Here is a 23,852-nt window from a genome sequence, read left to right as displayed (position 1 = left end):
AGGACGCTAGCCCTCGCGTACGACGAAAACACCCCGGCGTGGTGGTCACCACGCCGGGGTGTTCGTCGATGTGGGCTCGGGTCACTGGTGGGTGGTGCCACCCTCGTCGCCCTCGTAGCCGCCCTCGCGCTCGATGATCGGCGAGGGGGGTGCGGCCGGAGTGAGCGGCACCGCGATCGGCGCCTGGCCGGTGACCGTGTTGCCGTTGCCGAAGTCGAAGGTCACCAGGACGTTCTGCCCGGAGCGCAGCGCCTCGGTCAGACCGACCAGCCGGAGCTGGGTGGTGGCCTCGGAGTTGAACTGCACGTAGCTCAGCGGGGCCAGCTCGATCCGGGCCGGCGTGCCCGGAGCGGAAGGGCTGGCCGAACCGGACGCCCGCGCCGACTCCGGGGCGGACGGGGTGGCCGAGGACGACCCGGTCTCGGACGGGGTCGCCGACGGGCTGGCCGAGCCGGACCCGGAGGTCGACGGGCTGGCCGAGCCGGAGGGAGACGGGCTCGTGGAGGCGGACTCCGAGGCGGACGGCGACGGGCTCGCCGAGCCGCCGCTGATCACCAGCTCACGGGCGCTCTCGGTGGTGACGGTGACCGTCACCGTCTCCTTCGAGTCGTTGTAGATCACGGCGCTGAGCCCAGCGTCCTGGCCGGCCTTGTAGCCCTCGGTGCCCGGGTAGTCCACGAGCAGGCCACGCACGGAGAAGGAACCGTTGTTGGTGGTGAGGCTGACGCCCTGGACCGACGCCTCCTTGGTGGCGGTCTCGGCGATCTGTCCGGTGCCGCAGCCGGACGTCAGCAGACTGGCCGTCGCAATTCCGGACAGCAACAGGGCCGCACGCCGGGATCCCCTGATCGAGCGCGTCACGTCGGTCCTCCTCGTCACAATCCCCACCCGGGCCGCACGCCGGGCACGGTGGCCATACCCGCGCAGACCGCGCTCCAGGGTAGTTGGGACTGATCGAGGCCCGCACGCGGACCCGGCAATGCCACCTGCCCGGGTGCCGTTCACACCACCCGACCGCTCGCGACCAGCAGGACCACGTCGATGAGGGCCACCAGCATCACCGCCCGGAAGGCCGACACCGGCCGCCGGCCGGCCCGGACCGCCGAGCGCCCGGCGTACCAGCTCAGCGGTGGCACCACGGCGGCCGTGACGACCGCCGCCACCCCGATCGCCGACGGCGGCCCGGGTGGCCCGAGGACCAGGGCCGCGGTCGCCGCGAGGAGCAGGCCGGCCGCCGCGATCCGGCTGCCGGCGGCGCCCAGCCGGTGCGGCAGGCCGCGCACCCCGGTCCGTGCGTCGTCGGCCAGGTCGGGCAGCACGTTGGCGAAGTGCGCCCCGGCCCCCAGGCATGCCGCCGCGACCAGCAGCCAGGCGGGTGGGGTCGGCTGCCCGGGCAGCGCCAGCACCACGAAGGCGGGCAGCGCGCCGAACGAGACGGCGTACGGCAGCACCGAGAACGCGGTGGCCTTGAGCGGCCAGTCGTAGAGCAGCGCCGAGACCAGTGCGACGGTCAACCAGAACGCCGCGGTGGGGTTCGTGGTCAGCGCCAGCAACGGACAGGCCACCGCGGCCACCGCCGCGGCCCAGGCCGTGGTGCGCCGACCGACAGCGCCGGCGGCGACCGGTTTGTCGGTACGCCCCACAGTGGCGTCCCGCTCGGCGTCCAGCGCGTCGTTGGTCCAGCCGACGGCGAGCTGGCTGGCCAGAACGGCGAGCACGACGGACACGATTCCGGTCGGCCGGTGACCCACTCCCCAGGCCAGCAGGCCGGAAACCGCGGTCACCGCTGCGGCCGGTTCCGGATGGCTCGCTCTGACCAGCCCTAACACCCTCGACGACATAAGGGAAGTCTGGTCGTTACCGAGCAGTCGTGCCACGCTCGGTGCCATGCGAGACGTGGCTGCGTCCGCGGCGTCCACCGGCCCCCGGGTGCTGCCGCGTAACGATCCGCGCCAGTACGACGACCTGGCCGGTGAGTGGTGGCGGCCCGATGGCGCGTTCGCGATGCTGCACTGGCTGGCGGAGGCACGCGCGGCGCTGGTGCCGCCGGCCACCCGTCCGGGCGCGCTGCTGGTCGATCTGGGTTGCGGCGCCGGTCTGCTCGCGCCGCACCTGGCCGGCAAGGGTTACCGCCACGTCGGGGTGGATCTGACCCGCTCGGCGCTGGTCCAGGCGGCCGAGCACGGGGTGCGCGTGGTCCAGGGCGACGTCACCGCCGTCCCGCTGCCGAGCGGTTGTGCCGACGTGGTCTCCGCAGGTGAGCTGCTGGAGCATGTGCCGGCCTGGCCGCGTGCGGTGGCCGAGGCGTGCCGTCTGCTGCGTCCGGGCGGTCTGCTGGTGTTGGACACCCTGAACGACACGGCGCTGGCCCGGCTCGTCGCGGTACGGATCGCCGAGCGGCTGCCGACCGTGCCACGCGGCATCCACGATCCACGGTTGTTCGTGGACGCCCGGGCACTGGTGGCCGAGTGTGCCCGGCACGGTGTCGACCTGCGGCTGCGAGGCATCCGTCCGCAGGTCGGGGGCATGCTTGCCTGGTTGCTGCGCCGGGCCCGCGCGTCCCGGACGTCCGGTGCGACGTCCACGGGCCGCGCGCCACGCATCGTGCCGACCCGGTCCACCGCCGTGCTCTATCAGGGCCGGGGGGTCCGCAAAGGATAGTCCGGGCCTGGCGGGGGTATGGGACGCCGAGGAGGAGACGATATGACGGTGCAGGCGCTTGAGGCGGCCCGCCGGTTGGCGCCGCGGTTCGCCGCGCGTGCGGCGGACCACGACCGGGACGGTTCCTTCCCCGTCGAGGACTTCCGTGACCTGCGGGAGGCTGGCCTTTTCGGGTTGATGGTGCCCCGGGCACTGGGCGGCATGGAGGCCAGCTTCGCCGAGTACGCCGCGGTGGCCACTGAGCTTGCCCGAGGCAACGGCGCGACGGCCCTGGTGTTCAACATGCACGCCTCGGTGACCGGTGCCCTGGGCGCGGTCACCGAGGAGTTGGCCGAGGCGTTGGGTGTGCCGGACGAGGCGCTGGTCGCCCGGGACCGGCTGCTCACCGCTGCGGCTCAGGGCTCCTGGTACGCGGTCGCGATGAGCGAGCGTGGCGCCGGTGCCCGGCTGTCCCAGCTGACCACGGCGTACGAGACGACCGACGAGGGTTGGCATCTCAAGGGCAGCAAGACCTTCTGCTCCGGCGCCGGGCATGCCGACGGTTACCTGGTGGCGGCGCGCAGCGCGGCCGACCAGTCGGTGGTCTCGCAGTTCCTGGTGCCGACCGGTGACGGGTTGACAGTGGAGCCGACCTGGGATGCGCTTGGCATGCGCGCCACCTCCTCACACGACCTGCACCTGGACGTGACGGTTCCGGCGGACCGGCTGCTCGGCGGTGTGGAGGGGCTGGCGCTGGTGGTCGCCCAACTGATGCCGCACTGGCTGGTGGCCAGCTACGCGGCGGTGTACGTGGGGGTGGCCCGGGCGGCGATCGACGCGGCGGCCGAGCACCTCAACGCCCGCAACCTGGCCGGTCTGCCGGCGGTGCGGGCCCGACTGGGCCGGGCGGACGCAGCCACGGCGGCCGCCCAGCTGGTGGTCGCCGAGGCGGCCCGTCGGGTGGACGAGGCGCCGGGCGACGAGGAGACCAACCGTTGGGTGTGGCGGGCGAAGCTGCTCGCCGGCACCACGGCCGCCGAGGTGGCGGCGTCGGTGTTGGAGGCGGCGGGCACCTCGGCGACCCGACGTGGTCATCCGTTGGAGCGGCTCTACCGGGATGCCCGCTGCGGCTCGCTGCACCCGGCCACCTCGGATGTCTGCGCCGACTGGCTGGGCATCGCCGCCCTGGGCGGCGACCCGGACCGCGACGGATCGGCACCGCGTTGGTGAGCCGGCCCTGCGGGGCTCGCACGCAAGATCGGCCAGCCGAGGCGGCTGGTGGGACGGCCAGGGGGAGGACAGCATTTGACGAGAGGTGGGGATCGTGTCCGTACCAGTGATCGCGGGGCTCGGGATTGCACAGCCGCCGTCCGCTTCGCAGGACGAGTTGTGGGAGGGCTACTTCTCCCGGCACTTCACCGGCACCACCAGGTCGTTGGCCCAGCGGATCTTCGCGCACTCCGGGGTGACCCGGCGTCAGGCTGCGGTCAACCCGCTGTTGGAGGACGTGTCGGACTGGCCGACCGAGCGCCGGATGCGTCGCTATCAGGTCGAGGCGCTGCCGTTGGGCAAGGAGGCGGTGGGCCGCGCGTTGACCGCAGCCGGGTTGGACGCCGGCGACATCGGGCTGTTCATCGTCTGCTCGTGCACGGGCTACGCCACCCCGGGGCTGGACATCCTGCTCGCCCGGGACCTCGGCATGGCTGCGGACACCCAGCGGATGTTCATCGGCCACATGGGCTGTTACGCGGCGATGCCGGGCCTCGGTGCGGCGAGTGACTTCGTCACCGCGCGAGGACGACCGGCGCTGCTGCTCTGCGCGGAGCTGACCAGCCTGCACATCCAACCGTCGAGTGCCAGGGTGGACACCCAGCAGATCGTCTCCCACGCGCTCTTCTCGGATGCGGCGGTCGCCGCCGTGGTCACGCCGAGCGGCCCGGGGTACGCGTTGCGCGAGGTCACGTCCGTCACCGACACCTCGACAGCGGACCACATGACGTGGGACGTCACCGACGCCGGTTTCCGGATGGGGCTGTCACCGAAGGTGCCGCAGGTGCTGTCGAGGCACGTCCGTGCGCTGGTCGACGATCTGCTGGCCCGGCACGGTCTCACCAGTTCCGAGGTGGACGGCTGGGCGGTGCATCCGGGCGGGCCGCGGATCCTCAACGTGGTGGAGCGTGAGTTGGCGTTGCCGCCGCAGGGTCTGGCGGCGTCCCGGGCGACTCTCGACGAGCACGGCAACTGCTCGTCCCCGACCGTGCTGCTGATCCTGGACCGGCTGGGCCGTGCGACTCCTGCGGCTCGACGTGTCGTCATGTTGGCGTTCGGTCCCGGCCTCACCCTGTACGCCGCTCTGCTCGATCGACAGGACTGATACCTCATCCTCCGGCCGGTACGCTCGCTGGATGGATACGACGGCGGACGACCGACTGCACTCGGCCGTCCTGGTGGGTGCCGCGGTGGCCGTGCTGGCCGTTGGTGGCTGGTGGTGGCAGGCCGCCGCGCCCGCCTCGACGGCCAGGTCGGCTGCTCCTTCGAAGACCGCGCCGTCCACCGGGCCGAGTGTGAGCACGGCGCTGGAACGCGCCCTGGTCACCGGGGTGCCCGGTGAACGGCTGACGATGCGGGTGGACGAGAGCGGTGAGGTCGTCAGCATTCCGGACGGCGTACGGACGGAGATCGACCCGGAGACCGGCAAGATCGTCGACATCGACGGTAATCTCGCTGGGTTCTTCTTCGAGGGCGATCTGCCCTCGTTCCGCGACACCGTGTGGCGGGAGCGGGCGGCACTCGCTCCGGGGCAGAGCGTGGTCCGGCAGGCACCGGGCGACAGTGGGCGTCACCTCCTGCAATACCGGTGCACCAGGCCGGGCGCCATGCTGGTGAGCGTCTCCGGGGCAGGGCTTGCCGGGCCGTCCCAGATCGACTGCGACGGCACGGTCGCCAGCGCCGAGGTGCTGGCGCACGGCAGGCCGTTCCGGGTGTCGCTGTCGGCGACGGGTGAGCGGGAGATCGACGTGCAGGCGCAGCTCGTCCTCCTGCCCGGCTAGGCCGCCAGGCTGCGTCCGGACGCGTCGCGCCGGCCCTCATGTGCTGAGCCGCGACCAGGCCGCTCAGGCGCCGAGCCGCGACCAGGCCGCCCAGGCGCCGAGCCGCGACCAGGCCGCTCAGGCGCCGAGCCGCGACCAGGCCGCTCAGGCGCCGAGCCGCGACCAGGCCGCTCAGGCGGTGAGCCGCGCTCAGGCGCCGAGGGCGGTCAGCTCACCTCGGTAGGTGTCTACCGGCCCCAGGTCGGGCAGCACCAGGGTCACCGTGCCGGCGCGGTCGACCAGCAGGGCGGTGGCGACGCCGGGGCGGGCCGGTTGGCCCAGGAACGAGCGCAGCCCTCCGGCTGGGTCGGCCAGCGCCCGGACCTGCGGCCGGTTGGTCGGTGGAGCTGGCGCCGTCCGGCCGCCGCTGACGGTCACCACGGAGACCCCGGCGGGCGCAGCTGTCAGGGCGTCGGCGACGCGGTCCGGGCAGGGGCAGCCGTCCAGCAGGATGATCATGGCGGGCAGCAGGCCGCGCAGTGGCACCGGCGCCTGGCCCGCGTCGACCAGGTCCAGTGCGGGCAGTGCCCGCCCGGCGAGGGTCGCGGGTGGCGAGTAGGGCGCCGGGGTCGGCCGGTCGCTGCGGCTGGCGCGTGGCCAGGTGACCGCGACCAGGCCGGTCAGCGTGGTGAGGACGGCCACCAGCAGGACCAGCAGCGGTAGGCCCAGAGCGCGGCTGCGGGGCAGGCCGGTGGCCCTACGGAGCTCACGGCGGATCTGGGCGGCCTCGGCGGCGAGCGCGGAGGCGTCGTCGGGAACCACGACACGGCCCCACTCGGGCGGCAGGCCGGGCAGGCCGTCGGTCGGCCCGTGGCCCTCTGCGTCCGGCTTGCCCATCGGACCTCCTGGAAGCGTCTCGAGAGCGGAGTGCGGCTCGGTCTCCAGGGTCGCGCACCAGGGGCTCCTCCCGCTACACCTGGGCGCAGTCCCGCTGGCCGGGCTACCATGGGAGGAGCGCGTAGCCCTTGATCTCGACGTTCCGTTCACCCGTACCGGGCAGTCATTCGTTCGTTACGGAGCGTGTTCGAACCATTGGTTTGACCGCCTGTCAAGCTGAAGCAAGACCTCTCACAGGGCCCCTGAGCTGCGCCAATGGTCAGGACATCGGAGAGACATCAGTGCCTGACCGTGTTACCCTAGACACAGCGAAAGGGGTTTCGAACCTATGGTTTTCAGTGTCGGCGAGACCGTTGTTTACCCCCACCACGGGGCCGCACTCATCGAGGCAATCGAGACTCGGATCATCAAGGGCGAGCCTAAGAAATACCTCGTCCTGAGGGTCGCGCAGGGTGACCTGACGGTCCGGGTGCCCGCCGAGAATGCCGAGATCGTGGGTGTGCGCGAGGTGGTCGGCGAAGAAGGCCTGGGCAAGGTCTTCGACGTTCTCCGGGCTCCGCACACCGAGGAGCCGACCAACTGGTCGCGGCGTTACAAGGCCAACCTGGAAAAGCTGGCCTCCGGCAACCCGCTGAAGGTCGCCGAGGTCGTTCGCGACCTGTGGCGCCGGGAGCGGGAGCGGGGCCTTTCCGCTGGTGAGAAGCGGATGCTGGCCAAGGCCCGCGACATTCTCGTCGGTGAGGTCGCGCTGGCTGAGAAGAGCACCAAGGACGAGGCGGAGACGCTGCTCGACAAGGTCCTCACCGAGGCCTAGTCCGCACAGCATCGTCGTACCCACTTCGTAGCAAAGCAACCACCGAGGACCGTGACGTGACCGCGCAGCTCAATCCGCGCGGTGACGTCGCGGTCCTCGTGCCTGCGGCGGGTGCGGGCGTACGTCTCGGCCCCGGCCGACCCAAGGCGCTGCGCCTGCTCGGCGGCGAGCCGCTCCTCGTGCACGCCGTGCGACGGCTGGCCGCCGCACCGTCGGTGCACACGATCGTGGTGGCCGCGCCGGTCGCCGAGGTGGCGGCCGTCCGTGAGCTGCTGGCCCCGGTCGCGCCGGTGATCGTGGTGGCCGGCGGCGCGGAGCGACAGGCGTCGGTGGCCGCCGCGCTGGCCGCGGTGCCCGCTGGCCCGACGATCATCCTGGTGCACGACGCCGCCCGCGCGCTCACGCCGCCCGAGCTGGTCGAATCCGTCGCCGCGGCAGTCCGTGGCGGGCGTGACGCGGTGATCCCGGTCCTGCCGGTCGTCGACACGATCAAGGAGGTCGGCGCCGGCGAGGTGGTGCTCGGCACCGTCGACCGTTCCGCCCTGCGTGCGGTGCAGACCCCGCAGGGTTTCCGCCGGGCGGTGCTCAGCGCCGCGCACGCCGCAGCCGGTGACTCCCTCACCGACGACGCCGGTCTCGTCGAGAAGCAGGGCGTGACGGTGACCTGCGTGCCGGGCTCGGAGTACGCAGTGAAAATCACCCGACCGTTCGACCTGGCTCTGGCAGAGCATCTGCTTGCCGCCGGCGGTTGACGCGTACGCTCTGATCATGATCGTTCCCCGGGTGGCCATCGGCATCGACGTGCACGCGTTCGAGCCGGGCCGGCCCTGCTGGGTGGCCGGGCTGCTCTGGCCCGACCAGGACGGTCTCGCCGGGCACTCGGACGCCGACGTGGTCGCGCACGCCGCCTGCAACGCGCTGCTCTCCGCCGCCGGCCTCGGTGATCTCGGCGCCGTCTTCGGGGTGGGTCAACCGGAGTGGGCCGGCGCGTCCGGTGTGGCGCTGCTGACCGAAACGGCCCGCCGGGTGCGGGCCGCCGGCCTGGAGATCGGCAACGTGTCCGTGCAGGTCATCGGCAACCGCCCCAAGATCGGCAAGCGTCGTGCGGAGGCGCAGGAGGTGCTCTCCTCCGCCGTCGGCGCCCCGGTCACGCTGTCCGCCGCGACCACCGACGGGCTCGGTTTCACCGGCCGCGAGGAAGGGCTCACCGGCATCGCGGTGGCTCTGGTGTACGACGCGCCGGCCGCCTAAGCTCGCCGCGATGTCCAGCGACCCCGCTCCCGACCAGTCCGCCGCCGACGGCTACGTCCAGCGCGCCCAACTCCTCGCCGAGCTCGGCCGCCACGACGAGGCGGCCGGCGAACTGACCTACGGGCTGGCCCTCCAGCCGGACGACGTGGATGCCCTCACCATGCTGGCCAGGGTGCACCTGGCCGCCGACCGTCCGGCCGAGGCGCTCACCGCCGCGGACACGGCCGTGGCCGCCGCACCGGAGGCCCTCCCGCCGCTGGTCGCCCGGGGCATGGCCCTGGCCGATCTGGAGCGCTACGCCGAGTCGGCTGCCACCGCAGACCGGATCCTCGCCCTCGGCCCGGCCGACGCGTACGCCCAGCGCAGCGCGGCGGCGATCCTGGCCGGTGCCCGCAACGGCCAGCCGGCGCTGAACTCGGCCTGGCGCGGGGTCGAGCTTGCCCCGGAGGAGCCGCAGGCCCATCTGGTGCTCAGCCTGGTCGCCGCCCGGCTGGACCTGTTCGACCTGGCCGAGCGGGCCTACCGGGAGGCGTTGCGGCTCGACCCGCGCCTCGCCGAGGCCGGGCACGAGGTCGGTGTCATGCGTCTGGAGCAGCGCCGCTGGTCGGAGGCGTTGGCGCACGTGGCGGACGCGGTGTCGATCAGCCCGAGCCGAGTCGACTCGCCGCGAACCCTCGCGTCCGGCCTGCACCGCCTGGTGCTCTACGGGGCAGGGTGGTCGCTGGTGGCGGCGGTGCTGGTCGCGGTCGCGGCGTCGGCGAGCGACGGATTCTCCCGCATGCTGGCGGTGCTCGCCGCGCTCACCGGCGGGATCGTCGTCTGGCAGCTCGCCGCCCGGTTGCCCGGGCTGGCCCGGACCGTCCTGCCCGCCATGCTGCGCTCGGACCGCGCGATGGCCCTGGCGGTCTACGCCGCGGCCGCCGCGCCGGTGCTGCTGCTGGTGTACGCGGTGATCGGCTCGCCATGGCCGCTGGTGCTGGCCATCGCCGCCACGGCGATCGCCGAGTTCGCCGTATTCACCCGTACCGCGATCCGCTAGCCGCGCCGCGCCCAGGTCCAGGCGTATCCCTCGTCCTCGCAGCCGGTGGCGGCGTCGCAGAGATCCAGGGGGCGGAACGTGTCGACCATGACGGCCAGCTCGTCGAAGTAGTCCGCACCGATGGAACGCTCGGCGGCACCCGGCTGGGGGCCGTGGGTGAACCCGGACGGGTGTAGGGAGATGGAGCCCTGCTCGATGCCGGAACCGCGCCGGGCCTCGTAGTTGCCGCCCGTGTAGAAGAGCATCTCGTCAGAGTCGACGTTGTGGTGGTTGTACGGCACCGGGATCGCGTCCGGGTGGTAGTCGACCTTGCGGGGCACGAACGAGCAGATGACGAAGTTGGGGCCCTGGAAGGTCTGGTGCACCGGCGGGGGCTGGTGGATGCGCCCGGTGATCGGCTCGAAGTCGTGGATGGAGAACGCCCACGGGTAGAGGTGCCCATCCCAGCCGACCACGTCGAACGGGTGGTTCGCGTAGACGTAGCGGGTCCAACCACGGCGGTGGCGGACCAGCACCTCGACCTCCTCACCATCGACGAGCAGCGGCGAGTCGGGGCCGCGGACGTCGCGCTCGCAGTACGGCGAGTGCTCCAGGAACTGGCCGCGGACGGAGAGGTAGCGCTTGGGCGGGCCGATGTGCCCGGACGCCTCGACGGTGAGCAGGCGGACGGGCTGGTCACCGGTGGGCACCAGCCGGTGGATGGTCGAGGTGGGGATGATGACGTAGTCACCGGCCACGGCGTCCAGCACCCCGAACGGGGACTCGACCCGCAGGGTGCCCGACTCCACGTAGAGGCAGTGGTCACCGGTGGCGTCGCGGAACAGCGGTGAGGGCCGGTCGGCGAGCACGTAGCCGATCCGTACGTCGTCGTTGGCGAGCAGGTACTGCCGGCCGAGGACGGGGTCGGAGCCGCCGGTGTCCAGTTTGTGGGTGCGCAGGTGGCGGGGCTTGAGCGGCAGGTTCGGTGCCCTGGTGAAGGCGGGCGGGGCGAACTCGTCGGCGGCCAGGATCGCGGTGGGCGCGTGCCGGTGGTAGAGCAGGGACGAGTCGGAGGAGAAGCCCTCCTGGCCCATCAGCTCCTCGGCGTAGAGGGTGCCGTCGGGCTGGCGGAACTGGGTGTGGCGCTTGCGCGGCACATCGCCGACGCTGCGGTAATACGGCATCTCGCCTCCCGATATGTTCCGTTCACCGATCAACCGCGTCCGATAATCGGACGCTGTTGTCCGTTCCTCGTAGCGTCCCGTACATTCTTGTTCCGTGTCAACGCAGGTGCCCGCACTCCTCGAAGGCCTGGTGGACGACGCCGCCGTCTTCCCCCCGGGCAGCGCCACGCTGCCCGACGCGCTGACCGCCCACCGCCGGCACCGCGCAGCCTGGTACGCCGACCTGGTCGGCCCGCTGCTGATCCCCGCCTCGACAGTCTCGGCGGGCGGGCTGACTGGCCTGGTCGACCCGGGTGAGGGCCTGGTGATCGGGCTGATCGGTGACACCGGGATCGGGAACCTGCCGTACGCGCTCTCGTTTCTCGCCCCGGACGGCGTCACCACCCGCCAGGTCGAGGTGGCTGTCGCCAAGCGCGGCGAGGACCCGCTGCCCGGCATCGCCGAGCTGCTGCGCCTGACCGGTGCGCTGCCGGACGTCGAGGCCGTCTACGCCGAGCTGCCGCTGACCTTCGGGCTGATGGGCGCGCTGGACGCACTCGCCGCGGCCCGGAACGACGGGGTGCCCGTCGCGGCCAAGTTCCGCACCGGTGGCCTGGCCGCCGAACTCTTTCCCACGCCAGCCGAGCTGGCCGCCGTGATCTGCGCCTGCCGCGACCGGGGCCTGCCCTTCAAGCTCACCGCCGGGCTGCACCAGGCGGTCCGGCACCTGGATTCGGAGACCGGGTTCACCCACCACGGCTACGCCAACGTGCTGGCCGCCACCCTGGCCGCCGCCGAGGGCGACGGTGTGGAGGCGGTCGCCGAGTTGCTGACCGTGGTCGACCCGCGCCCACTGGTGGAGCGGGCGACGACACGACTAGACCTACCGCGCCCACTGTGGGTGGGCTTCGGCTCGTGCAGCATCCTGGAACCACTGACCGATCTGATCCGGCTGGGGCTGGTGAACGGGGGCTACGACGCATGACCTGGGTGATCGGCGCTGACGGATCGCCGTACGGGGTGACGAACCTGCCGTACGGGGTGTTCCGGTCCGACGAGGGTCAGCCGCGCATCGGCGTACGGATCGGGTCCTGGGTGTTCGACCTGGCCGCCGCGGAGGCAGCCGACCTGGTGCTGGCCGCCGGTGCGCTGTGCCGGCCCACCCTCAACGAGTTCATGGCGCTGGGCCGTCCGCAGTGGACGGCGGTGCGGCAGCGCATCACCGAGCTGCTGACCGACCCGGCGCACCGACCCGCGGTGGAGCCGCTGCTGGTGCCCCTCGACGACGTGGAGATGCTGCTCCCGATCGAGGTGGCCGACTACGTCGACTTCTACTCGTCCGAGCACCACGCGTCGAACGTCGGGCAGATCTTCCGCCCCGGCCAGCCGCCGCTGCTGCCGAACTGGAAGCACCTGCCGATCGGCTACCACGGGCGGGCCGGCACCGTGGTCGTCTCCGGCACGCCGGTGATCCGACCGACCGGGCAGCGCGCCTCCGCCGAGGGCCCGGTCACGGGCCCGTCCGTACGCCTCGACATCGAGGCCGAGGTCGGCTTCGTGGTGGGCGTGCCCAGCCCGTTGGGGCGTCGGGTATCGGTCGACGACTTCGCCGACCACGTCTTCGGGGTGGTGCTGGTCAACGACTGGTCGGCCCGGGACATCCAGGCCTGGGAGTACCAGCCGCTCGGGCCGTTCCTCGGCAAGTCGTTCGCCACCTCGGTCTCGGCCTGGGTGACGCCGCTGGACGCGCTCGGCGACGCGTTCGTGCCCGCCCCCGACCAGGACCCGCCGGTGGTCGACTACCTGCGTGACGTGCCGCACCTGGGCCTGGACCTCCGACTGGCGGTCGAGTGGAACGGCGAGCAGGTCAGCGAGCCGCCGTTCGCCACCATGTACTGGACGCCGGCTCAGCAGTTGGCGCACCTCACCGTCAACGGCGCGTCACTGCGCACCGGCGACCTGTACGCCTCGGGCACCGTCTCCGGCCCGGACCGATCGCAGGTCGGCTCGTTCCTGGAACTGACCTGGGGTGGGGCGGAGCCGGTGAAGGTGGGCGACGAGAGCCGCACCTTCCTCGCCGACGGCGACACGGTGACCATCACCGCCACCGCGCCCGGCCCGGACGGCACCACCATCGCCCTCGGCGAGGTCAGCGGCACCATTCGTCCGGCCAACTGAACGGTCGCATTCCATCCGTCTCGTGCACGGGACCGGTCATCGCACAGCCCGTGCGATAACCGGCCCCGGTTGACCCGTTGATCGTCCGGATCCCGTTGCCTCGCCGCGCGATCCGGGCCGGGCTCCGCCCGGCTCTCAGCGGTGGGGCTTCCATTGCACACGGAGGTAACGACGATGCACGATCTTACGGGCGCGATCTGGCGTACCAGCAGCCGTTCGAACGACCAGGGGCTCTGCGTGGAGGTCGCCGACAACCTGGTTGACGTCCACGGTCTGGTCGCGGTCCGCGACTCCAAGGACCAGGCCGGCCCCACGCTCGCGGTCAGCCCGCCGGGGTGGACAGCCTTCATCGGAGCGATCCGGGCCGGTCGATTCGAGCACTGACCGGAGCATCGGCACCGGTCGACGACGTCCGGTGCCGAGCAACGGTCCAAACGGACAGCGTGGCCTCCGGGTGGTGGAAATTCCGTCCCGGGGGCCCCGTCCGGCCCTCACGCCGCGTACCGTCGGGGACACGGGAGGGTGGCATGTCGACGGTCGCGGTTACCGGGTTCATCGAGGCGCACGCTGTCGATGTCTGGCGTCTGCTGACCGACCTGCCCGGCCGTGCGGCCCGGCTGACCGCCGCCGGCCCGATCGAGATCCTCACCCCGGGGCCGTTCGGCCCGGGCACCGCCTGGCGTGAGGAGCGCGCCCAGCCGGGCGGCGGCACGCTGAGCGAGGAGTTCCTGGTGGTGGAGGCAGTCGCTCCCCATCGGCTGGTGCTCTGTTCCTCGGGCGCCGGCGTGGATTACCGCATCACCTGGAGCCTGCGTCCGGTCCGTCGTCGCCGCCGGGGTTGCACGGCGATCACCGTCAGCCAGGAGGCGGCGCCGACCGACCCGTACGGTCGGGTGGTGGCGCTGCTGCTCGGCGGTCTCGCCGCGCGGGCGGTCGAGGTGGCGTTGCGGCGTGATCTCGCCGACCTGACCGTCGCGGCCGGCGTCCTCGGCTCGGTCGAAGCCGCCTGAGCGCCGACCCGTCAGATCCGCCCTCCGCGCGACCGTCGTCGCCGTGACCTGAGCGGGGTGCGGCCGGTTCCGCTGGGTAGGGTGCCGGTCGGAGGTGCGGCATGGGGTTCCCGAGGGGTCGACGACGGCTCGTGATGGCGGTCGCGGCGCTGCTCGCGATCGCAGCTGTCGCGGTCATCGTCCACCGGGTGCTCGCACCGGCGGAGGTGAGCACGCTGGCGCGGGGTGACTACCCGCCCCCGGCCCGACCGGCTGCCGGAGTGATCGGTCGGTTGCCGGTCGCCCCGTTGATCGTGGACGGGCGACTGCGGGTGTACGCCGCACACCGTCAGGTCTACGCCGACCGGCCGGTCGACGGGCGGTACCGGACCAGCCCGTACTGGTCGTACCGGCGCTGGCCCGCCGAGCTGACCGGGATCGTCGCCAGCGGCAGCACGGTGGTCAGCCGCTGGTCCGACGGCCAACTCGTCGCCCTCGACGCGCGGACCGGCGGGGTGCTCTGGAAGGCCGACGGTCCGAAGCCGGCCGCAGGCACGGCGGTGGTGCGACGTACCTGGGCGGCCCCCGTGTGGGACCCGCGCGGGCTCCAGCTCGCCGACCTTCCGGGCGGTCGGACGGTGCTGCTGGTCAGCGGGGACGCCCAGGCGCGCGGGGTCGAGTTGAGCGACGGCCGGGAGCTGTGGCGGGTCGACCTGCCGGGCAGGTGCCGCAGCGACGTCGGCACCAGCTCCTCGGGACAGCTGATCGGCCTGGACACCTGCGCCGGACCGGCCACGATCGAGTTCCGGGACGCCGCGACCGGCGTGGTGCGCGAGCGCTGGCGACCGCCGGGTGGCCCGGACGAGTTGGTGGTGACTCCCCTCGGCTGCCGCACCGGCCAGTCGGACTGCCTGGCCCTGCGGACCTCCGGTCCGGGTGACGAGGGCGGCCGGGGTTGGTTGCTCGGTGCTGGTGTGCCGGTCGCCGCCCCGGCGCTGGATCCGGCCGGCGCGGTGCTGGTCGGTGACCAGGCCGTTGTCGTGCTCGACGGGGTCGCGGTGGGCCGGTCGGCGACCACCGGCACGGAGCTGTGGCGGTCCGAGGGCCTGGGTGCGGCCCGGGTGCTGGCCGCGCAGCCTGGCCGGGTGCACCTGCTGACCGAGGCGAACGACCTGGTGACGCTGGATCCGGCGACGGGTACGCAGTTGTCCCGCTTCCTGCTCAACGTCGGCTCGGACGGGACCGGCTGGGCCCCCGGGGCGGTGGCGGCGGCGGACGGTTACGTCGCTGTCGAACGACTCCGCAAGCCGGTCGACCCGGACGGTGACGACCAGCGCTACTACTACACCGGCGAAGCGGTGATCCTGGCTGCCACCTGATCGTGGCGTCTTCGGCACCTGAACCCTCGACCAGCCCATACCCTTTGTCCAGAAAGGGTAGGTTTTTCATGGTTCAGGTTTCCGGGAAAGGGGTCGGCGCATGGGTCGGACAGCAGCCAGCTACCTCGCGGGCGGCGCGCTCGCCGCAACCGCGAGCCTCGTGCTGGCGGTCCCGCCGGTGCTGAGCGCCGACCCCGCGTCGGCGCGCGGGATCAGCGCCGTCCGGGCCGAGCCAGTCGGCGGACACCGGCGTCACCTTCGAGATCCTGCCGGCGACACCGACACCGACCCAGCCTCCACCCACTCCCACGCCCGACCCTCCTCAACCCACGCCCAGCCACGGTGGTCAGTTGCCGGTCACCGGCCCGGGCGGGTCGACACTGTTGCTCGTCGGGCTGGGCGGGGGTCTGCTCCTCGTCGGTTGGCTCGCTGTCCGCCGGAGGCGGCCGGTCTGACCTGAGCCTCCCCGGCCAGGCCCGTGCGGCCTCCGGCCGGCGGCCTGTGCCCTCAGGCCGGCGGCCCGTGCGGTCGCTGGCGTGCTGTCAGCCGCCGGCGCGGATCCGCTCCCCCGGCCGGCCGGCTGACGGCCGACCGGATCGCCGGGATCGGCGGGCCAGCACTGCGAGACCGGTGACCAACAGCAGGCCCGCGACGGCCGCCCCCACGGCCCAGCCGGACACGATCCGGCTGACGACGCTGCCCCGTTCTCCGACCTGACCCGCACCGGGGAACTGGATCTGTGCGGTGACGTTCCGCTTCACCAGCCCGCTCTCCAGGTTCACCTCCGCTTTCCAGGGGCCGTTCGGCAACTCGACCGGGAATCGGGCGACGACCTGCCCGGCGCTACCCGGTGCCAGCGTGACGCCCTGCCCGATCGGGAAGGGGCCGGCCCGGCTGCCGGCTGGACCGTCGGTCAGGGAGACCGTGCCGGTCAGATCGAGGGCGCGGCCGCCGGTGTTGCGGACCTGGACGGTCACCGACGGGTCACCCTCCGGGCCGCGGGCGGGACGTACCTCACCGATCGAAAAGTCGGAGACCGGTTCGCCGCCGGGCCCGATGTCGAGGTACATCCGGACGCCGACCCGGTGGACCTGTGTCACCTCACCGCTGGCCCGGGGTGCCGAAGCGGTGGACGCCCAGATCACCCCGTACCTCTCGCCCTTCGAGGCGGTCTGCGGCACCGTGACGGTCGCCCGGACCCGGGCCTCGCCCCACGGTTGCAGTTCCACCGCGCGCTGGTCGAGGGTGACCCAGGAGGTCAGCTCGTTCTCGGCACGACCCTCGCCGAAGCGGAACGCCGAGGCTTCCAGGGTCGCGGCTGCCGGATACACGTCGACGCGACGGGTCTCGTCGGTGCGGTTGACGATCAACAGTTGCCGATTGATGGTGGTGCCCGGCGGTAGGTGGTCGACGACGTAGCGCAGCGCCCGAGGATCGGTGCGGCGGTCGGCCGGGGCTTCCAACAGCCGGATCCCGATGGCCCCGTCGTCCGACCCCGCGTCCGGTTCGACCGCGCCGGCCCGGGTCGACAGACCCGGACCGGCGAGGCAGAACAGAGCGAGCGCGACCGCGATGGTCGACCGCCCCCGGGGGCTACGCCACCGAATGCGTCACCGTGCCGGTGTAGACGCCCGCGATGCTGTCCAGCGGGACGTTGACCACCAGGGTGGGGTTCCAGCTGGCGGTGTTGCCGCCGGTGCCGCCGGAGTGGGTGAACGCGGTGAGCGGGGTGACGCTGGACAGCGGATCGGCGTCGCCGGCGGCCGCCTGTCCCGGCGTGAGGGTGCCGTCGCCGGTGGACGCCGTCGACGGGCCGGACCAGTAGTTGATCTCTTCCGGAAGGATCGTCTCGGGCGGTGAGGCGCCGCCGGTCTGGAAGACCGTCGCCGTCACCGAGGCCACCCAGGACGCGTTGGTGGCACCCCGGGAGTCGGTGACGGTCACCGTGCCGAGCTGGCCGGTGATGGTGCCGCCGGGCGCCGTCACCGAGGTCGGCGGCGGCCGGCGCGTCGATGTCGAGGGTGCCGACGAGCACCTCGAAGGTGGTGGTCGTGGTGTCGGTCGGCGCGGCAGCGGCCGGTGCGGCGAGGACTCCCACCATCGTGGCGGCGGCCGCCCCGGCGAGACAGATCTTGGCAGTACGCACTGTTCGTTACCCCGTTTTCTCGAAGTGAGCCGGTGTGCGTCCTCGCACAACCGGCTACTTCGGAAGATAGGGGTAAGAACACCCCAAACAGGACAAACGCCCCTTATGTCACTGGTTGGTCACACCAGGTCGACGCTCAGGTCAGCGCCGCCTCGGCGGCGGCCAGGAACGCGTCGTTCTCGGCCGGGGTGCCGATGGTGACCCGGACGCCGTCCCCGGCGAACGGCCGGACGATCACGCCACGCGCCTCGCACGCCTTGCCGAACGCCACCGCGCGGTCGGCCAGCGGGAGCCAGACGAAGTTGGCCTGACTCGTCGGCAGGTCCGGCACGAACTTGCGGACAGCCTCGGTGACCCGGTCCCGCTCGGCGACGACCAGGGCGCAGCGGCGCTCCATCTCGGCCGCCTGGGTCAGCGCCGCGAGCGCACCGGCCTGGGCCGCCGTGCTGCTGGAGAACGGCGTCGCCACCTTGCGGATCGCGGCGGCCACCACCGGCTGGGCGACCAACCAGCCCATTCGCAGCCCGGCGAGCCCCCATGCCTTCGACAGCGTGCGCAGCACCGCCACGTTGGGCCGGTCCAGGTAGTCGAGCCCGTCCGGCACCTCCGGGTCGGTGACGAACTCCCGGTACGCCTCGTCGATCACCACCAGCACGTCGTCCGGCACCGCGTCGAGGAACCGGTCCAACTCGGCTCGGCGCAACGCCGTACCCGTGGGGTTGTTCGGGTTGCAGACGAAAATCACCCGGGTCCGGTCGGTCACCGCCGCGGCCATCGCCGCCAGGTCGTGCCCGTGCCCGGCGTCGTTGGGCACCCGCACGCTGGTCGCGCCGCTGGTCGCCACGATGATCGGGTACGCCTCGAACGACCGCCACGAGTAGAGCACCTCGTCGCCGGGCAGGCAGGTGGCCCGGACCAGGTGCTCGGCCAGCGCCACCGAACCGCAGCCGGTGGCGATCCGGTCGGCGTCCACGCCGTACCGCTGGGCGAGCGCGTCACGCAGCGCGACCACGCCCATGTCCGGGTAGCGGTGCGAGGTGGTGATCGCCTCGGTGACCGCCTCCACCACGCCGGGCAGCGGCCCGTAGGGAACCTCGTTGCTGGCCAGCTTGATGGCCTCCGGCAGGCCCAACTCCCGAGCCAGGTCGGCAGGGCTGCGCCCCGGCACGTAGTTGGGCAACGCGTCCAGGTCGGCGCGGGTCAGCCGCAGCGCCGGCTGGTGACGTCCGGAGTCGGTCATGGGGTGTCTCCCGGGGGCTGGTCGCGGTCGTTCGAGGGGGCGGAAGCGGGGCGGTAGGGGACTTCGACGACCACCGTCTGCGCGCGCTTGTCGTGCAGCGCCTGGCGCAGGGGGTGGTCCCAGAGGGGGGACAGGGAATCGACGAATTGCAGCACCAGGCCGATCCCGGCGCAGTACCAGAGCAGCGTCGGCAGGCCCAGCGTGCTCCACCGGCTCAGCGCCCGGCCGAAGCCCAACGGCTGGTCAGCGGCCATCGGCACCGCCCGGATCCGCATCACCCGCTTGCCGACGGTCTGCCCACCGGCGGCCATGGCGGGCACCTCGAACGCCAGCCACAGCGCGGTGGCGATCAGCAGGATCACCACGAGGAGCGACCCTGCCTGCTCGCCGGGAACGGGCAGTCCCTCGGCGGAGGTGTCGCCGCGCGCGGCGCGCCGGAACAACTCCTGCCAGTACGGTGCCCACTCCTGTGCCCAGCGCCAGACGAACCAGCCGTTGACCACCACGTTCAGTGCGAGGAGAAGCGCGAGGTCGATCAGCCGCGCGGTGAGCCGGCGGCCGTAACCGGCCAGCCTGAGGCCGTGCGGCCGAGGCTCGGGCGGTCGTATCACCCAGCCGGGGTGACCAGCCGGAGGCGCCCAGCCGGGTTGACCGGCCGGAGGCGTCCCGGCGGACTGGTCACCCGGAGGGGCCCAGCCGGGAGGGCCGCCCTGCGGACCCCAACCGGGCGCGCCGGCCTGCGGCCCCCAGCCCGGGCCGTGACCCGGCGTCGGGCCGTACCCCGGTTGTGGTCCGGGTTGTGGGCCCTGGTGTGGCGGCCAGCCCGGTGCGACGGGCCCCGGGGAGGTCGGACCGGAGGTTGGGGGCGTGGGCGGCTCGGGCGGCGTGACCGGCTCGGGCGGCGGTGGGCCGTCCGGCGGGGTGGCGTCAACGGGAATGGGCGCGCCGAGCCAACCCTCGCCGTCCCAGTAGCGCCGGGTCTCGGTGTCGGCGGGGTCGACGTACCAGCCGGGTTGCACACTCACGAGGACACCTTAACGACGACCGTTTCGGCGAACTTGTCGTGGAGGCACTGCTGCCACGGCTTGTCCCAGAGCTGCCAGAACCCATCGAGGTAGCTGCTCCCGGGGACCAGCGAGCCTGCGAGGTACTGCACCACCCACCGTCGCCCGGCCATTCCCCGGTTGAGCGTGCGGGTCGGGTCGAGCGGCACGACACGCAGCTTCATGACCTTCTTGCCGAGGGTCTGACCGCGGCGCTTGAGGTATTCCACGTGGTAGAGCCAGTAGAGCCCGAGCATCACCACGATGAGCCCGAACTGGAGCAGGATCATCGGCAGGAAGAAGTCCACGAGGAAGACGGCCGGGTCGGGTTCCACGAAGGTCCCGTCCGGGTTGGTCCGGGTCATCTCGCTGAACATCCGCAGCCACAGGATGACGAAGAACGGGCTGAACAACGCCAGCGACACGGCGGTCGCCAGCGCCGTGTCGATCAGCCAGGCCAGCAGCCGGTCGGCGAAGCTGGCCAGCGGCTGACCGCCCGGGCTCAGCGGCGGGGGCAGCGGGCCGGGTGGTCCGGCGTGCCACTGCGGCGGGGCGTACCCGGGTGGAGCGTACTGCGGCGGCGCGGCGTACCCCTGCGGGTGTGGTCCGGGCGGCGGCGCGACGGCGCCGGCGGCGGGCTGAGGCCCACCGACCGGCGGCGTCGGGTACGACGGAGGCTGCGTCACGCTCGCAAGTGTTACAGGTTGCCGCGGGCTTCCTGCTCCCGCTCGATCGCCTGGAAGAGCGCCTTGAAGTTGCCCTTGCCGAAGCCCAGCGAGCCGTGCCGCTCGATCAGCTCGAAGAAGACCGTCGGGCGGTCCTGCACCGGCTTCGTGAAGATCTGGAGGAGGTAGCCGTCCTCGTCCCGGTCGACCAGGATCTTGCGAGCCTTCAGCTCCTCGATCGGCACCCGCACGTTGCCGATGCGGGCGCGCAGCTCCGGGTCCTCGTAGTACGAGTCCGGGGTGTCCAGGAACTCCACACCGGCGGCCCGCATCGCGTCGACGCTGGCCAGGATGTCGTTGGTGGCGACGGCGATGTGCTGGGCGCCAGGCCCCTGGTAGAACTCCAGGTACTCGTCGATCTGCGACTTCTTGCGGGCGATCGCCGGCTCGTTGAGCGGGAACTTCACCTTGCGGGTGCCGTTCGCCACGACCTTGCTCATCAGCGCCGAGTAGTCGGTGGCGATGTCGTCGCCGATGAACTCCGCCATGTTGGAGAAGCCCATCACCCGCTTGTAGAACTCGACCCACTCGTCCATCCGGCCCAGCTCCACGTTGCCGACCACGTGGTCGACGGCCTGGAAGAAGCGCTTCGGCTGGATGCCCGCGTCGATCATCGGCTGCCGGTTCACGATCGGGCCACGGGCCACGAAGCCGGGCAGGAACGGGCCGGTGTAGCGGGACCGGTCGACCAGGGTGTGCCGGGTGTCGCCGTACGCGGCGATGGCGGCCATCCGGACCGTGCCGTGCTCGTCGGTCACCTCGTGCGGCTCGACGACGCTGGTGGCGCCCTGCGCGACGGCGTGCGCGTACGCGGTGTCCACGTCCGGCACCTCCAGCGCGATGTCGCTCACCCCGTCGCTGTGCCGGGCCACGTGCTCGGAGCCGTCGGCGTCCGGGCGCACCGCGCCGGTCAGCACGAACCGGGCCGAGCCGCTGGTCAGCACGTACTGGGCGTGGTCCCGGTAGCCCTGCTCGGGGCCTCGGTACGCCACGCAGGTCATGCCGAACGCGGTGGAGTAGTAGTGGGCGGCCTGCTTGGCGTTGCCGACCAGGAAGTGCACGTGGTCGAGGCCCCGGACCGGGAACGGGTCGTGGCTGATGTCGTGATCGACTGCGCCGACGAGCCGGTCGACGTCGACGTCCTCGGTCGACTGGGGTCGGTCGATCGCCTGGGTCATGGTGGGCTCCCTCGCGTACCGGCCGGCCTTGTGGGCCGCCGTGGTCGGTTCTTGTGGCGAGGATCGCTGGCCCGGCACCGGGTGGGCAACTGTTGGCGGAATTGCTGGTCAGGTTGTGCATTCGGTATGGTTGGCACCCATGAATGGTGAGCAGAATGTACAGCTCGACGGGCTCGATGTGCGCTTGATCGAACTGCTCGCCGAGGAACCGCGGATCGGGGTCCTGGAGTGCTCCCGTCGCCTCGGCGTGGCCCGGGGCACCGTGCAGGCCCGGCTGGACAAGCTGGTCGAGCGGCGGGTCATCCAGGGTTTCGGCCCGGAGATCTCACCGGCCGCGATCGGGTTCGGCGTGACCAGCTTCGTCACCCTGGAGATCAGCCAGAGGCACGGCCACGATCCGGTCACCGCCCACCTCGCCGCCATCCCCGAGGTGCTGGAGGCGCACACCATCACCGGCTCCAGCGACCTGCTCTGCCGGATCGTGGCCCGCTCCAACACCGACCTGCAACGGGTCATCGACCAGATCGTCTCGTCCGCCGGCATCACCCGGGCGTCCACGATCATCGCGTTGGCCGAGCAGATCCCCTACCGCACGCTTCCGTTGGTGCGGAGCGCCGTTCGGGCCGAAGGAAGGGCGCTCTAACACCTCCGAGCCCAGAAAGCGTGGCGACACGGCGGCGCGGGCGTACGGAAGATCCGTGATCGTGGCTACGGTGTGCGGTGTGGCGAAGGGGAGCGTGCGCGGTGGGCTGCTGCTCGGCCTTGCCGTGGTCGTCGCCCTCGCCGCGACCGGCGTGTGGAACCCCTTCCCCGGCCTGTGGGACTGGGTGGACCGCAGCGAACCCATCTCCGAGCCCGACGTGGTCTGGCAGCAACGGGTCGGCGGCACTCCGCGCAGCGTGACCATCGCCGGCGACTCCGTCGTGGTCGAGCAGCGCACCCGGGTGGAGGCCCGCAGCCTGGCCACCGGCACCCAGCTGTGGGAGCGCAAGGCGGACTGGTCGGCGGTCGCCGGCGGCGACCGTGACCCGGTCGTCGCCGTGGGCAAGCTCCTGGTCAAGGGGTACGAGCTGCTCGACCCGGCCACCGGGGTGACCCGGCGACGCGACGACGACGCGGTGGCCGTGTGGACGTACCGCAACCTGCTCCTCGACGCCCGCTGCACGGACGCCACCGACTGCACCCTGAGCGCCTGGGACCCGCGCGGCACCACGCCACTCTGGACGGCGTTCCTGCCCGGTGTGCACAGCGGCCTGCTCGCCGACAACCCTGGCCTGCGCGGCACCCGCCGGCTCACCAACACCCGGATCGACGACGGGGTGGCCGGGGCGGAACCCGCGCCACCGCTGCTCGGGTTCCCGGTGGACGGCCGGGTGCACGTGGTCGACACCGCCACCGGTCGCGTGTTGCAGAACGTCGAACCCGGCCGGGACGAGCGGCTGTCCGTGGTGGGCGGCCGGATGCTGCGGATCGCCGCCCGATCCCAGGACGGCACCTGCTACTTCGCCATCTCCGCGCGGGACCCGGCGACCGGGCAGGAGGCCTGGCAGCGGGCCGGGGTCAACCTGCGCACCGCCGACTCCGCCGGCTGCGTGCAGCGCGAAGACCCGCAGGGCGCGCGGAACGTGCTGATCGGCGTCGGCCCGGACGGCCGCGAGGCAGTCATCGACGGGTACGACGGGCGGCTCCTCTGGGTCGGCGGCTCGGGCACCAAGTTGATCGCGGTCGACGACCGCCTGGCGGTGTTCCGGGCGGCCGACAAGCGGTCGGTGGCCGCCCACGAGCTGGGCACCGAGAAGGTGCTGTGGACTCGACCCGCCAGCGGCAAGGCCGGTGCCGCGCTCACCCCGTACGCGGCGGTGGTCGCCGACGAGAAGCCGTCCCGGTTGGCCGCACTGGACCCGCGCACCGGCCGGGAACTGGCCGTCCTGCGCACCTCGGCGAACGCCCTCGCGGTCGGGTCGCAGGGCATGATCGTCGGCGAGGGGCGGGAGATCGGGTACGTCCGCTTCGGTGCGGCCGGGGGCTCGCCCGCCCGACCGCCCGGCGACGGCGGTAATCCCGCGCCGGGTGGCACCGGGCCGGGCGGGTCGAACAACGGCGACTGCGGGCCGAAGGGCGAACTCTGCCCCGAGCCGGACGGCGGCAAGGACGGCTGAGCG

25 protein-coding genes are annotated in these 23,852 nt (G+C 72.5%); 15 read left to right on the top strand and 10 right to left on the bottom strand.

The genetic code is table 11. The annotated features are described in order from the left end of the window. Positions 1 to 81: 81 nt before the first annotated feature. Both AC3CF1_RS17725 and AC3CF1_RS17720 read right to left on the bottom strand, forming a co-directional pair. Positions 82 to 861: a hypothetical protein gene (locus AC3CF1_RS17725; RefSeq protein WP_488450872.1), complete on the bottom strand. Its 780-nt coding sequence runs from the start codon at positions 859 to 861 to the stop codon at positions 82 to 84. Between the two features lie 140 nt (positions 862 to 1,001). After that, the gene (locus AC3CF1_RS17720) at positions 1,002 to 1,841 is read right to left on the bottom strand and encodes a UbiA family prenyltransferase (RefSeq protein ID WP_088950505.1); all 840 of its coding nucleotides are present in this window, start codon (positions 1,839 to 1,841) and stop codon (positions 1,002 to 1,004) included. Positions 1,842 to 1,887: 46 nt separating this feature from the next. On the opposite strand from AC3CF1_RS17720, the gene AC3CF1_RS17715 reads away from it, so the two are divergent. The 4 genes from AC3CF1_RS17715 (at position 1,888) to AC3CF1_RS17700 (ending at position 5,690) form a co-directional block, all read left to right on the top strand. Beyond that, positions 1,888 to 2,661, top strand: a complete 774-nt coding sequence (locus tag AC3CF1_RS17715) for a class I SAM-dependent methyltransferase (protein ID WP_354981809.1) — start codon at positions 1,888 to 1,890, stop codon at positions 2,659 to 2,661. Between the two features lie 42 nt (positions 2,662 to 2,703). Further along, positions 2,704 to 3,870, top strand: a complete 1,167-nt coding sequence (locus AC3CF1_RS17710; protein WP_488450871.1) for an acyl-CoA dehydrogenase family protein — start codon at positions 2,704 to 2,706, stop codon at positions 3,868 to 3,870. 94 nt (positions 3,871 to 3,964) lie between these two features. Next, complete coding sequence (locus AC3CF1_RS17705; protein ID WP_210791279.1) at positions 3,965 to 5,014, top strand: type III polyketide synthase; 1,050 nt, start codon at positions 3,965 to 3,967, stop codon at positions 5,012 to 5,014. Between the two features lie 31 nt (positions 5,015 to 5,045). Beyond that, positions 5,046 to 5,690: a hypothetical protein gene (locus tag AC3CF1_RS17700; RefSeq protein ID WP_355163095.1), complete on the top strand. Its 645-nt coding sequence runs from the start codon at positions 5,046 to 5,048 to the stop codon at positions 5,688 to 5,690. Between the two features lie 189 nt (positions 5,691 to 5,879). On the opposite strand, the gene AC3CF1_RS17695 is transcribed toward AC3CF1_RS17700, so the two are convergent. After that, the gene (locus AC3CF1_RS17695) at positions 5,880 to 6,566 is read right to left on the bottom strand and encodes a hypothetical protein (protein ID WP_210791268.1); all 687 of its coding nucleotides are present in this window, start codon (positions 6,564 to 6,566) and stop codon (positions 5,880 to 5,882) included. Between the two features lie 328 nt (positions 6,567 to 6,894). On the opposite strand from AC3CF1_RS17695, the gene AC3CF1_RS17690 reads away from it, so the two are divergent. From AC3CF1_RS17690 to AC3CF1_RS17675, 4 genes are read left to right on the top strand one after another with little or no spacing between them, the layout of a single operon-like run. Continuing rightward, positions 6,895 to 7,380 carry a CarD family transcriptional regulator gene (locus tag AC3CF1_RS17690; RefSeq protein ID WP_088950500.1) on the top strand — a complete coding sequence of 162 codons (486 nt, stop codon included), beginning with the start codon at positions 6,895 to 6,897 and terminating at the stop codon, positions 7,378 to 7,380. A 56-nt stretch (positions 7,381 to 7,436) separates the two neighbouring features. Next, positions 7,437 to 8,132: a 2-C-methyl-D-erythritol 4-phosphate cytidylyltransferase gene (ispD, locus tag AC3CF1_RS17685; RefSeq protein WP_327647230.1), complete on the top strand. Its 696-nt coding sequence runs from the start codon at positions 7,437 to 7,439 to the stop codon at positions 8,130 to 8,132. Positions 8,133 to 8,145: 13 nt separating this feature from the next. After that, on the top strand, positions 8,146 to 8,631 hold the full coding sequence (ispF, locus tag AC3CF1_RS17680; protein ID WP_328384122.1) for a 2-C-methyl-D-erythritol 2,4-cyclodiphosphate synthase: 486 nt from the start codon (positions 8,146 to 8,148) through the stop codon (positions 8,629 to 8,631). A gap of 10 nt (positions 8,632 to 8,641) precedes the next feature. Continuing rightward, complete coding sequence (locus tag AC3CF1_RS17675; RefSeq protein ID WP_328381166.1) at positions 8,642 to 9,670, top strand: tetratricopeptide repeat protein; 1,029 nt, start codon at positions 8,642 to 8,644, stop codon at positions 9,668 to 9,670. Here the strand turns inward: AC3CF1_RS17675 and AC3CF1_RS17670 are convergent. Beyond that, positions 9,667 to 10,833 (bottom strand): homogentisate 1,2-dioxygenase, encoded by a 1,167-nt coding sequence (locus AC3CF1_RS17670; protein WP_354981806.1) that lies wholly within the window; start codon positions 10,831 to 10,833, stop codon positions 9,667 to 9,669. The genes AC3CF1_RS17675 and AC3CF1_RS17670 overlap by 4 nt on opposite strands. Before the next feature lie 94 nt (positions 10,834 to 10,927). On the opposite strand from AC3CF1_RS17670, the gene AC3CF1_RS17665 reads away from it, so the two are divergent. The 5 genes from AC3CF1_RS17665 (at position 10,928) to AC3CF1_RS17645 (ending at position 15,358) form a co-directional block, all read left to right on the top strand. Further along, on the top strand, positions 10,928 to 11,797 hold the full coding sequence (locus AC3CF1_RS17665; RefSeq protein ID WP_488450870.1) for a hypothetical protein: 870 nt from the start codon (positions 10,928 to 10,930) through the stop codon (positions 11,795 to 11,797). Next, entirely contained in the window at positions 11,794 to 12,990 is a 1,197-nt protein-coding gene (gene fahA / locus AC3CF1_RS17660) for a fumarylacetoacetase (protein ID WP_328849026.1), read from the top strand. Before AC3CF1_RS17665 ends, fahA begins: the two co-directional genes overlap by 4 nt. Before the next feature lie 174 nt (positions 12,991 to 13,164). Then, positions 13,165 to 13,374 (top strand): DUF397 domain-containing protein, encoded by a 210-nt coding sequence (locus AC3CF1_RS17655; RefSeq protein ID WP_088950494.1) that lies wholly within the window; start codon positions 13,165 to 13,167, stop codon positions 13,372 to 13,374. A 143-nt stretch (positions 13,375 to 13,517) separates the two neighbouring features. Beyond that, entirely contained in the window at positions 13,518 to 14,000 is a 483-nt protein-coding gene (locus tag AC3CF1_RS17650; RefSeq protein WP_088950493.1) for an SRPBCC family protein, read from the top strand. A 101-nt stretch (positions 14,001 to 14,101) separates the two neighbouring features. Beyond that, a complete protein-coding gene (locus AC3CF1_RS17645) occupies positions 14,102 to 15,358 on the top strand; it encodes an outer membrane protein assembly factor BamB family protein (RefSeq protein ID WP_354981804.1) in 1,257 nt (418 codons plus the stop codon). Between the two features lie 542 nt (positions 15,359 to 15,900). Here the strand turns inward: AC3CF1_RS17645 and AC3CF1_RS17640 are convergent. The 6 genes from AC3CF1_RS17640 to hppD all read right to left on the bottom strand — a co-directional run bounded on the left by AC3CF1_RS17640 (position 15,901) and on the right by hppD (position 21,690). Beyond that, positions 15,901 to 16,821, bottom strand: coding sequence for a hypothetical protein (locus AC3CF1_RS17640; RefSeq protein ID WP_488450869.1), 921 nt, complete (start codon positions 16,819 to 16,821; stop codon positions 15,901 to 15,903). Between the two features lie 130 nt (positions 16,822 to 16,951). Continuing rightward, positions 16,952 to 17,344: a hypothetical protein gene (locus AC3CF1_RS17635; RefSeq protein ID WP_488450868.1), complete on the bottom strand. Its 393-nt coding sequence runs from the start codon at positions 17,342 to 17,344 to the stop codon at positions 16,952 to 16,954. A 296-nt stretch (positions 17,345 to 17,640) separates the two neighbouring features. Beyond that, on the bottom strand, positions 17,641 to 18,744 hold the full coding sequence (gene hisC / locus AC3CF1_RS17630) for a histidinol-phosphate transaminase (protein WP_099849068.1): 1,104 nt from the start codon (positions 18,742 to 18,744) through the stop codon (positions 17,641 to 17,643). After that, positions 18,741 to 19,769, bottom strand: coding sequence for an RDD family protein (locus AC3CF1_RS17625; RefSeq protein ID WP_354981800.1), 1,029 nt, complete (start codon positions 19,767 to 19,769; stop codon positions 18,741 to 18,743). Before AC3CF1_RS17625 ends, hisC begins: the two co-directional genes overlap by 4 nt. Then, positions 19,766 to 20,473 (bottom strand): RDD family protein, encoded by a 708-nt coding sequence (locus tag AC3CF1_RS17620; protein WP_354981799.1) that lies wholly within the window; start codon positions 20,471 to 20,473, stop codon positions 19,766 to 19,768. Before AC3CF1_RS17620 ends, AC3CF1_RS17625 begins: the two co-directional genes overlap by 4 nt. An 11-nt stretch (positions 20,474 to 20,484) precedes the next feature. Continuing rightward, entirely contained in the window at positions 20,485 to 21,690 is a 1,206-nt protein-coding gene (gene hppD / locus AC3CF1_RS17615; RefSeq protein ID WP_488450867.1) for a 4-hydroxyphenylpyruvate dioxygenase, read from the bottom strand. A 139-nt stretch (positions 21,691 to 21,829) separates the two neighbouring features. Between hppD and AC3CF1_RS17610 the strand changes: the two genes are divergently transcribed. After that, on the top strand, positions 21,830 to 22,333 hold the full coding sequence (locus tag AC3CF1_RS17610; protein WP_099849060.1) for an Lrp/AsnC family transcriptional regulator: 504 nt from the start codon (positions 21,830 to 21,832) through the stop codon (positions 22,331 to 22,333). 70 nt (positions 22,334 to 22,403) lie between these two features. Then, on the top strand, positions 22,404 to 23,849 hold the full coding sequence (locus AC3CF1_RS17605; RefSeq protein ID WP_371409946.1) for an outer membrane protein assembly factor BamB family protein: 1,446 nt from the start codon (positions 22,404 to 22,406) through the stop codon (positions 23,847 to 23,849). Positions 23,850 to 23,852: the final 3 nt, after the last annotated feature.

The sequence above is a fragment of the Micromonospora sp. MGP-C2 genome, from assembly GCF_057766525.1.
Note: the sequence above shows the minus strand (reverse complement) of the source record. Positions and strands in the feature narration are given on the sequence as shown.

Bases quoted from the DNA above. Each gene is read 5' to 3' on its own strand.
- hppD (WP_488450867.1), bottom strand. From the start codon at position 21,690: ATGACCCAGGCGATCGACCGACCCCAGTCGACCGAGGACGTCGACGTC.
- AC3CF1_RS17695 (WP_210791268.1), bottom strand. From the start codon at position 6,566: ATGGGCAAGCCGGACGCAGAGGGCCACGGGCCGACCGACGGCCTGCCC.
- AC3CF1_RS17715 (WP_354981809.1), top strand. From the start codon at position 1,888: ATGCGAGACGTGGCTGCGTCCGCGGCGTCCACCGGCCCCCGGGTGCTG.
- AC3CF1_RS17670 (WP_354981806.1), bottom strand. From the start codon at position 10,833: ATGCCGTATTACCGCAGCGTCGGCGATGTGCCGCGCAAGCGCCACACC.
- fahA (WP_328849026.1), top strand. From the start codon at position 11,794: ATGACCTGGGTGATCGGCGCTGACGGATCGCCGTACGGGGTGACGAAC.
- AC3CF1_RS17700 (WP_355163095.1), top strand. From the start codon at position 5,046: ATGGATACGACGGCGGACGACCGACTGCACTCGGCCGTCCTGGTGGGT.
- AC3CF1_RS17720 (WP_088950505.1), bottom strand. From the start codon at position 1,841: ATGTCGTCGAGGGTGTTAGGGCTGGTCAGAGCGAGCCATCCGGAACCG.
- AC3CF1_RS17645 (WP_354981804.1), top strand. From the start codon at position 14,102: ATGGGGTTCCCGAGGGGTCGACGACGGCTCGTGATGGCGGTCGCGGCG.
- AC3CF1_RS17650 (WP_088950493.1), top strand. From the start codon at position 13,518: ATGTCGACGGTCGCGGTTACCGGGTTCATCGAGGCGCACGCTGTCGAT.
- AC3CF1_RS17610 (WP_099849060.1), top strand. From the start codon at position 21,830: ATGAATGGTGAGCAGAATGTACAGCTCGACGGGCTCGATGTGCGCTTG.
- AC3CF1_RS17690 (WP_088950500.1), top strand. From the start codon at position 6,895: ATGGTTTTCAGTGTCGGCGAGACCGTTGTTTACCCCCACCACGGGGCC.
- AC3CF1_RS17710 (WP_488450871.1), top strand. From the start codon at position 2,704: ATGACGGTGCAGGCGCTTGAGGCGGCCCGCCGGTTGGCGCCGCGGTTC.
- AC3CF1_RS17675 (WP_328381166.1), top strand. From the start codon at position 8,642: ATGTCCAGCGACCCCGCTCCCGACCAGTCCGCCGCCGACGGCTACGTC.
- AC3CF1_RS17655 (WP_088950494.1), top strand. From the start codon at position 13,165: ATGCACGATCTTACGGGCGCGATCTGGCGTACCAGCAGCCGTTCGAAC.
- hisC (WP_099849068.1), bottom strand. From the start codon at position 18,744: ATGACCGACTCCGGACGTCACCAGCCGGCGCTGCGGCTGACCCGCGCC.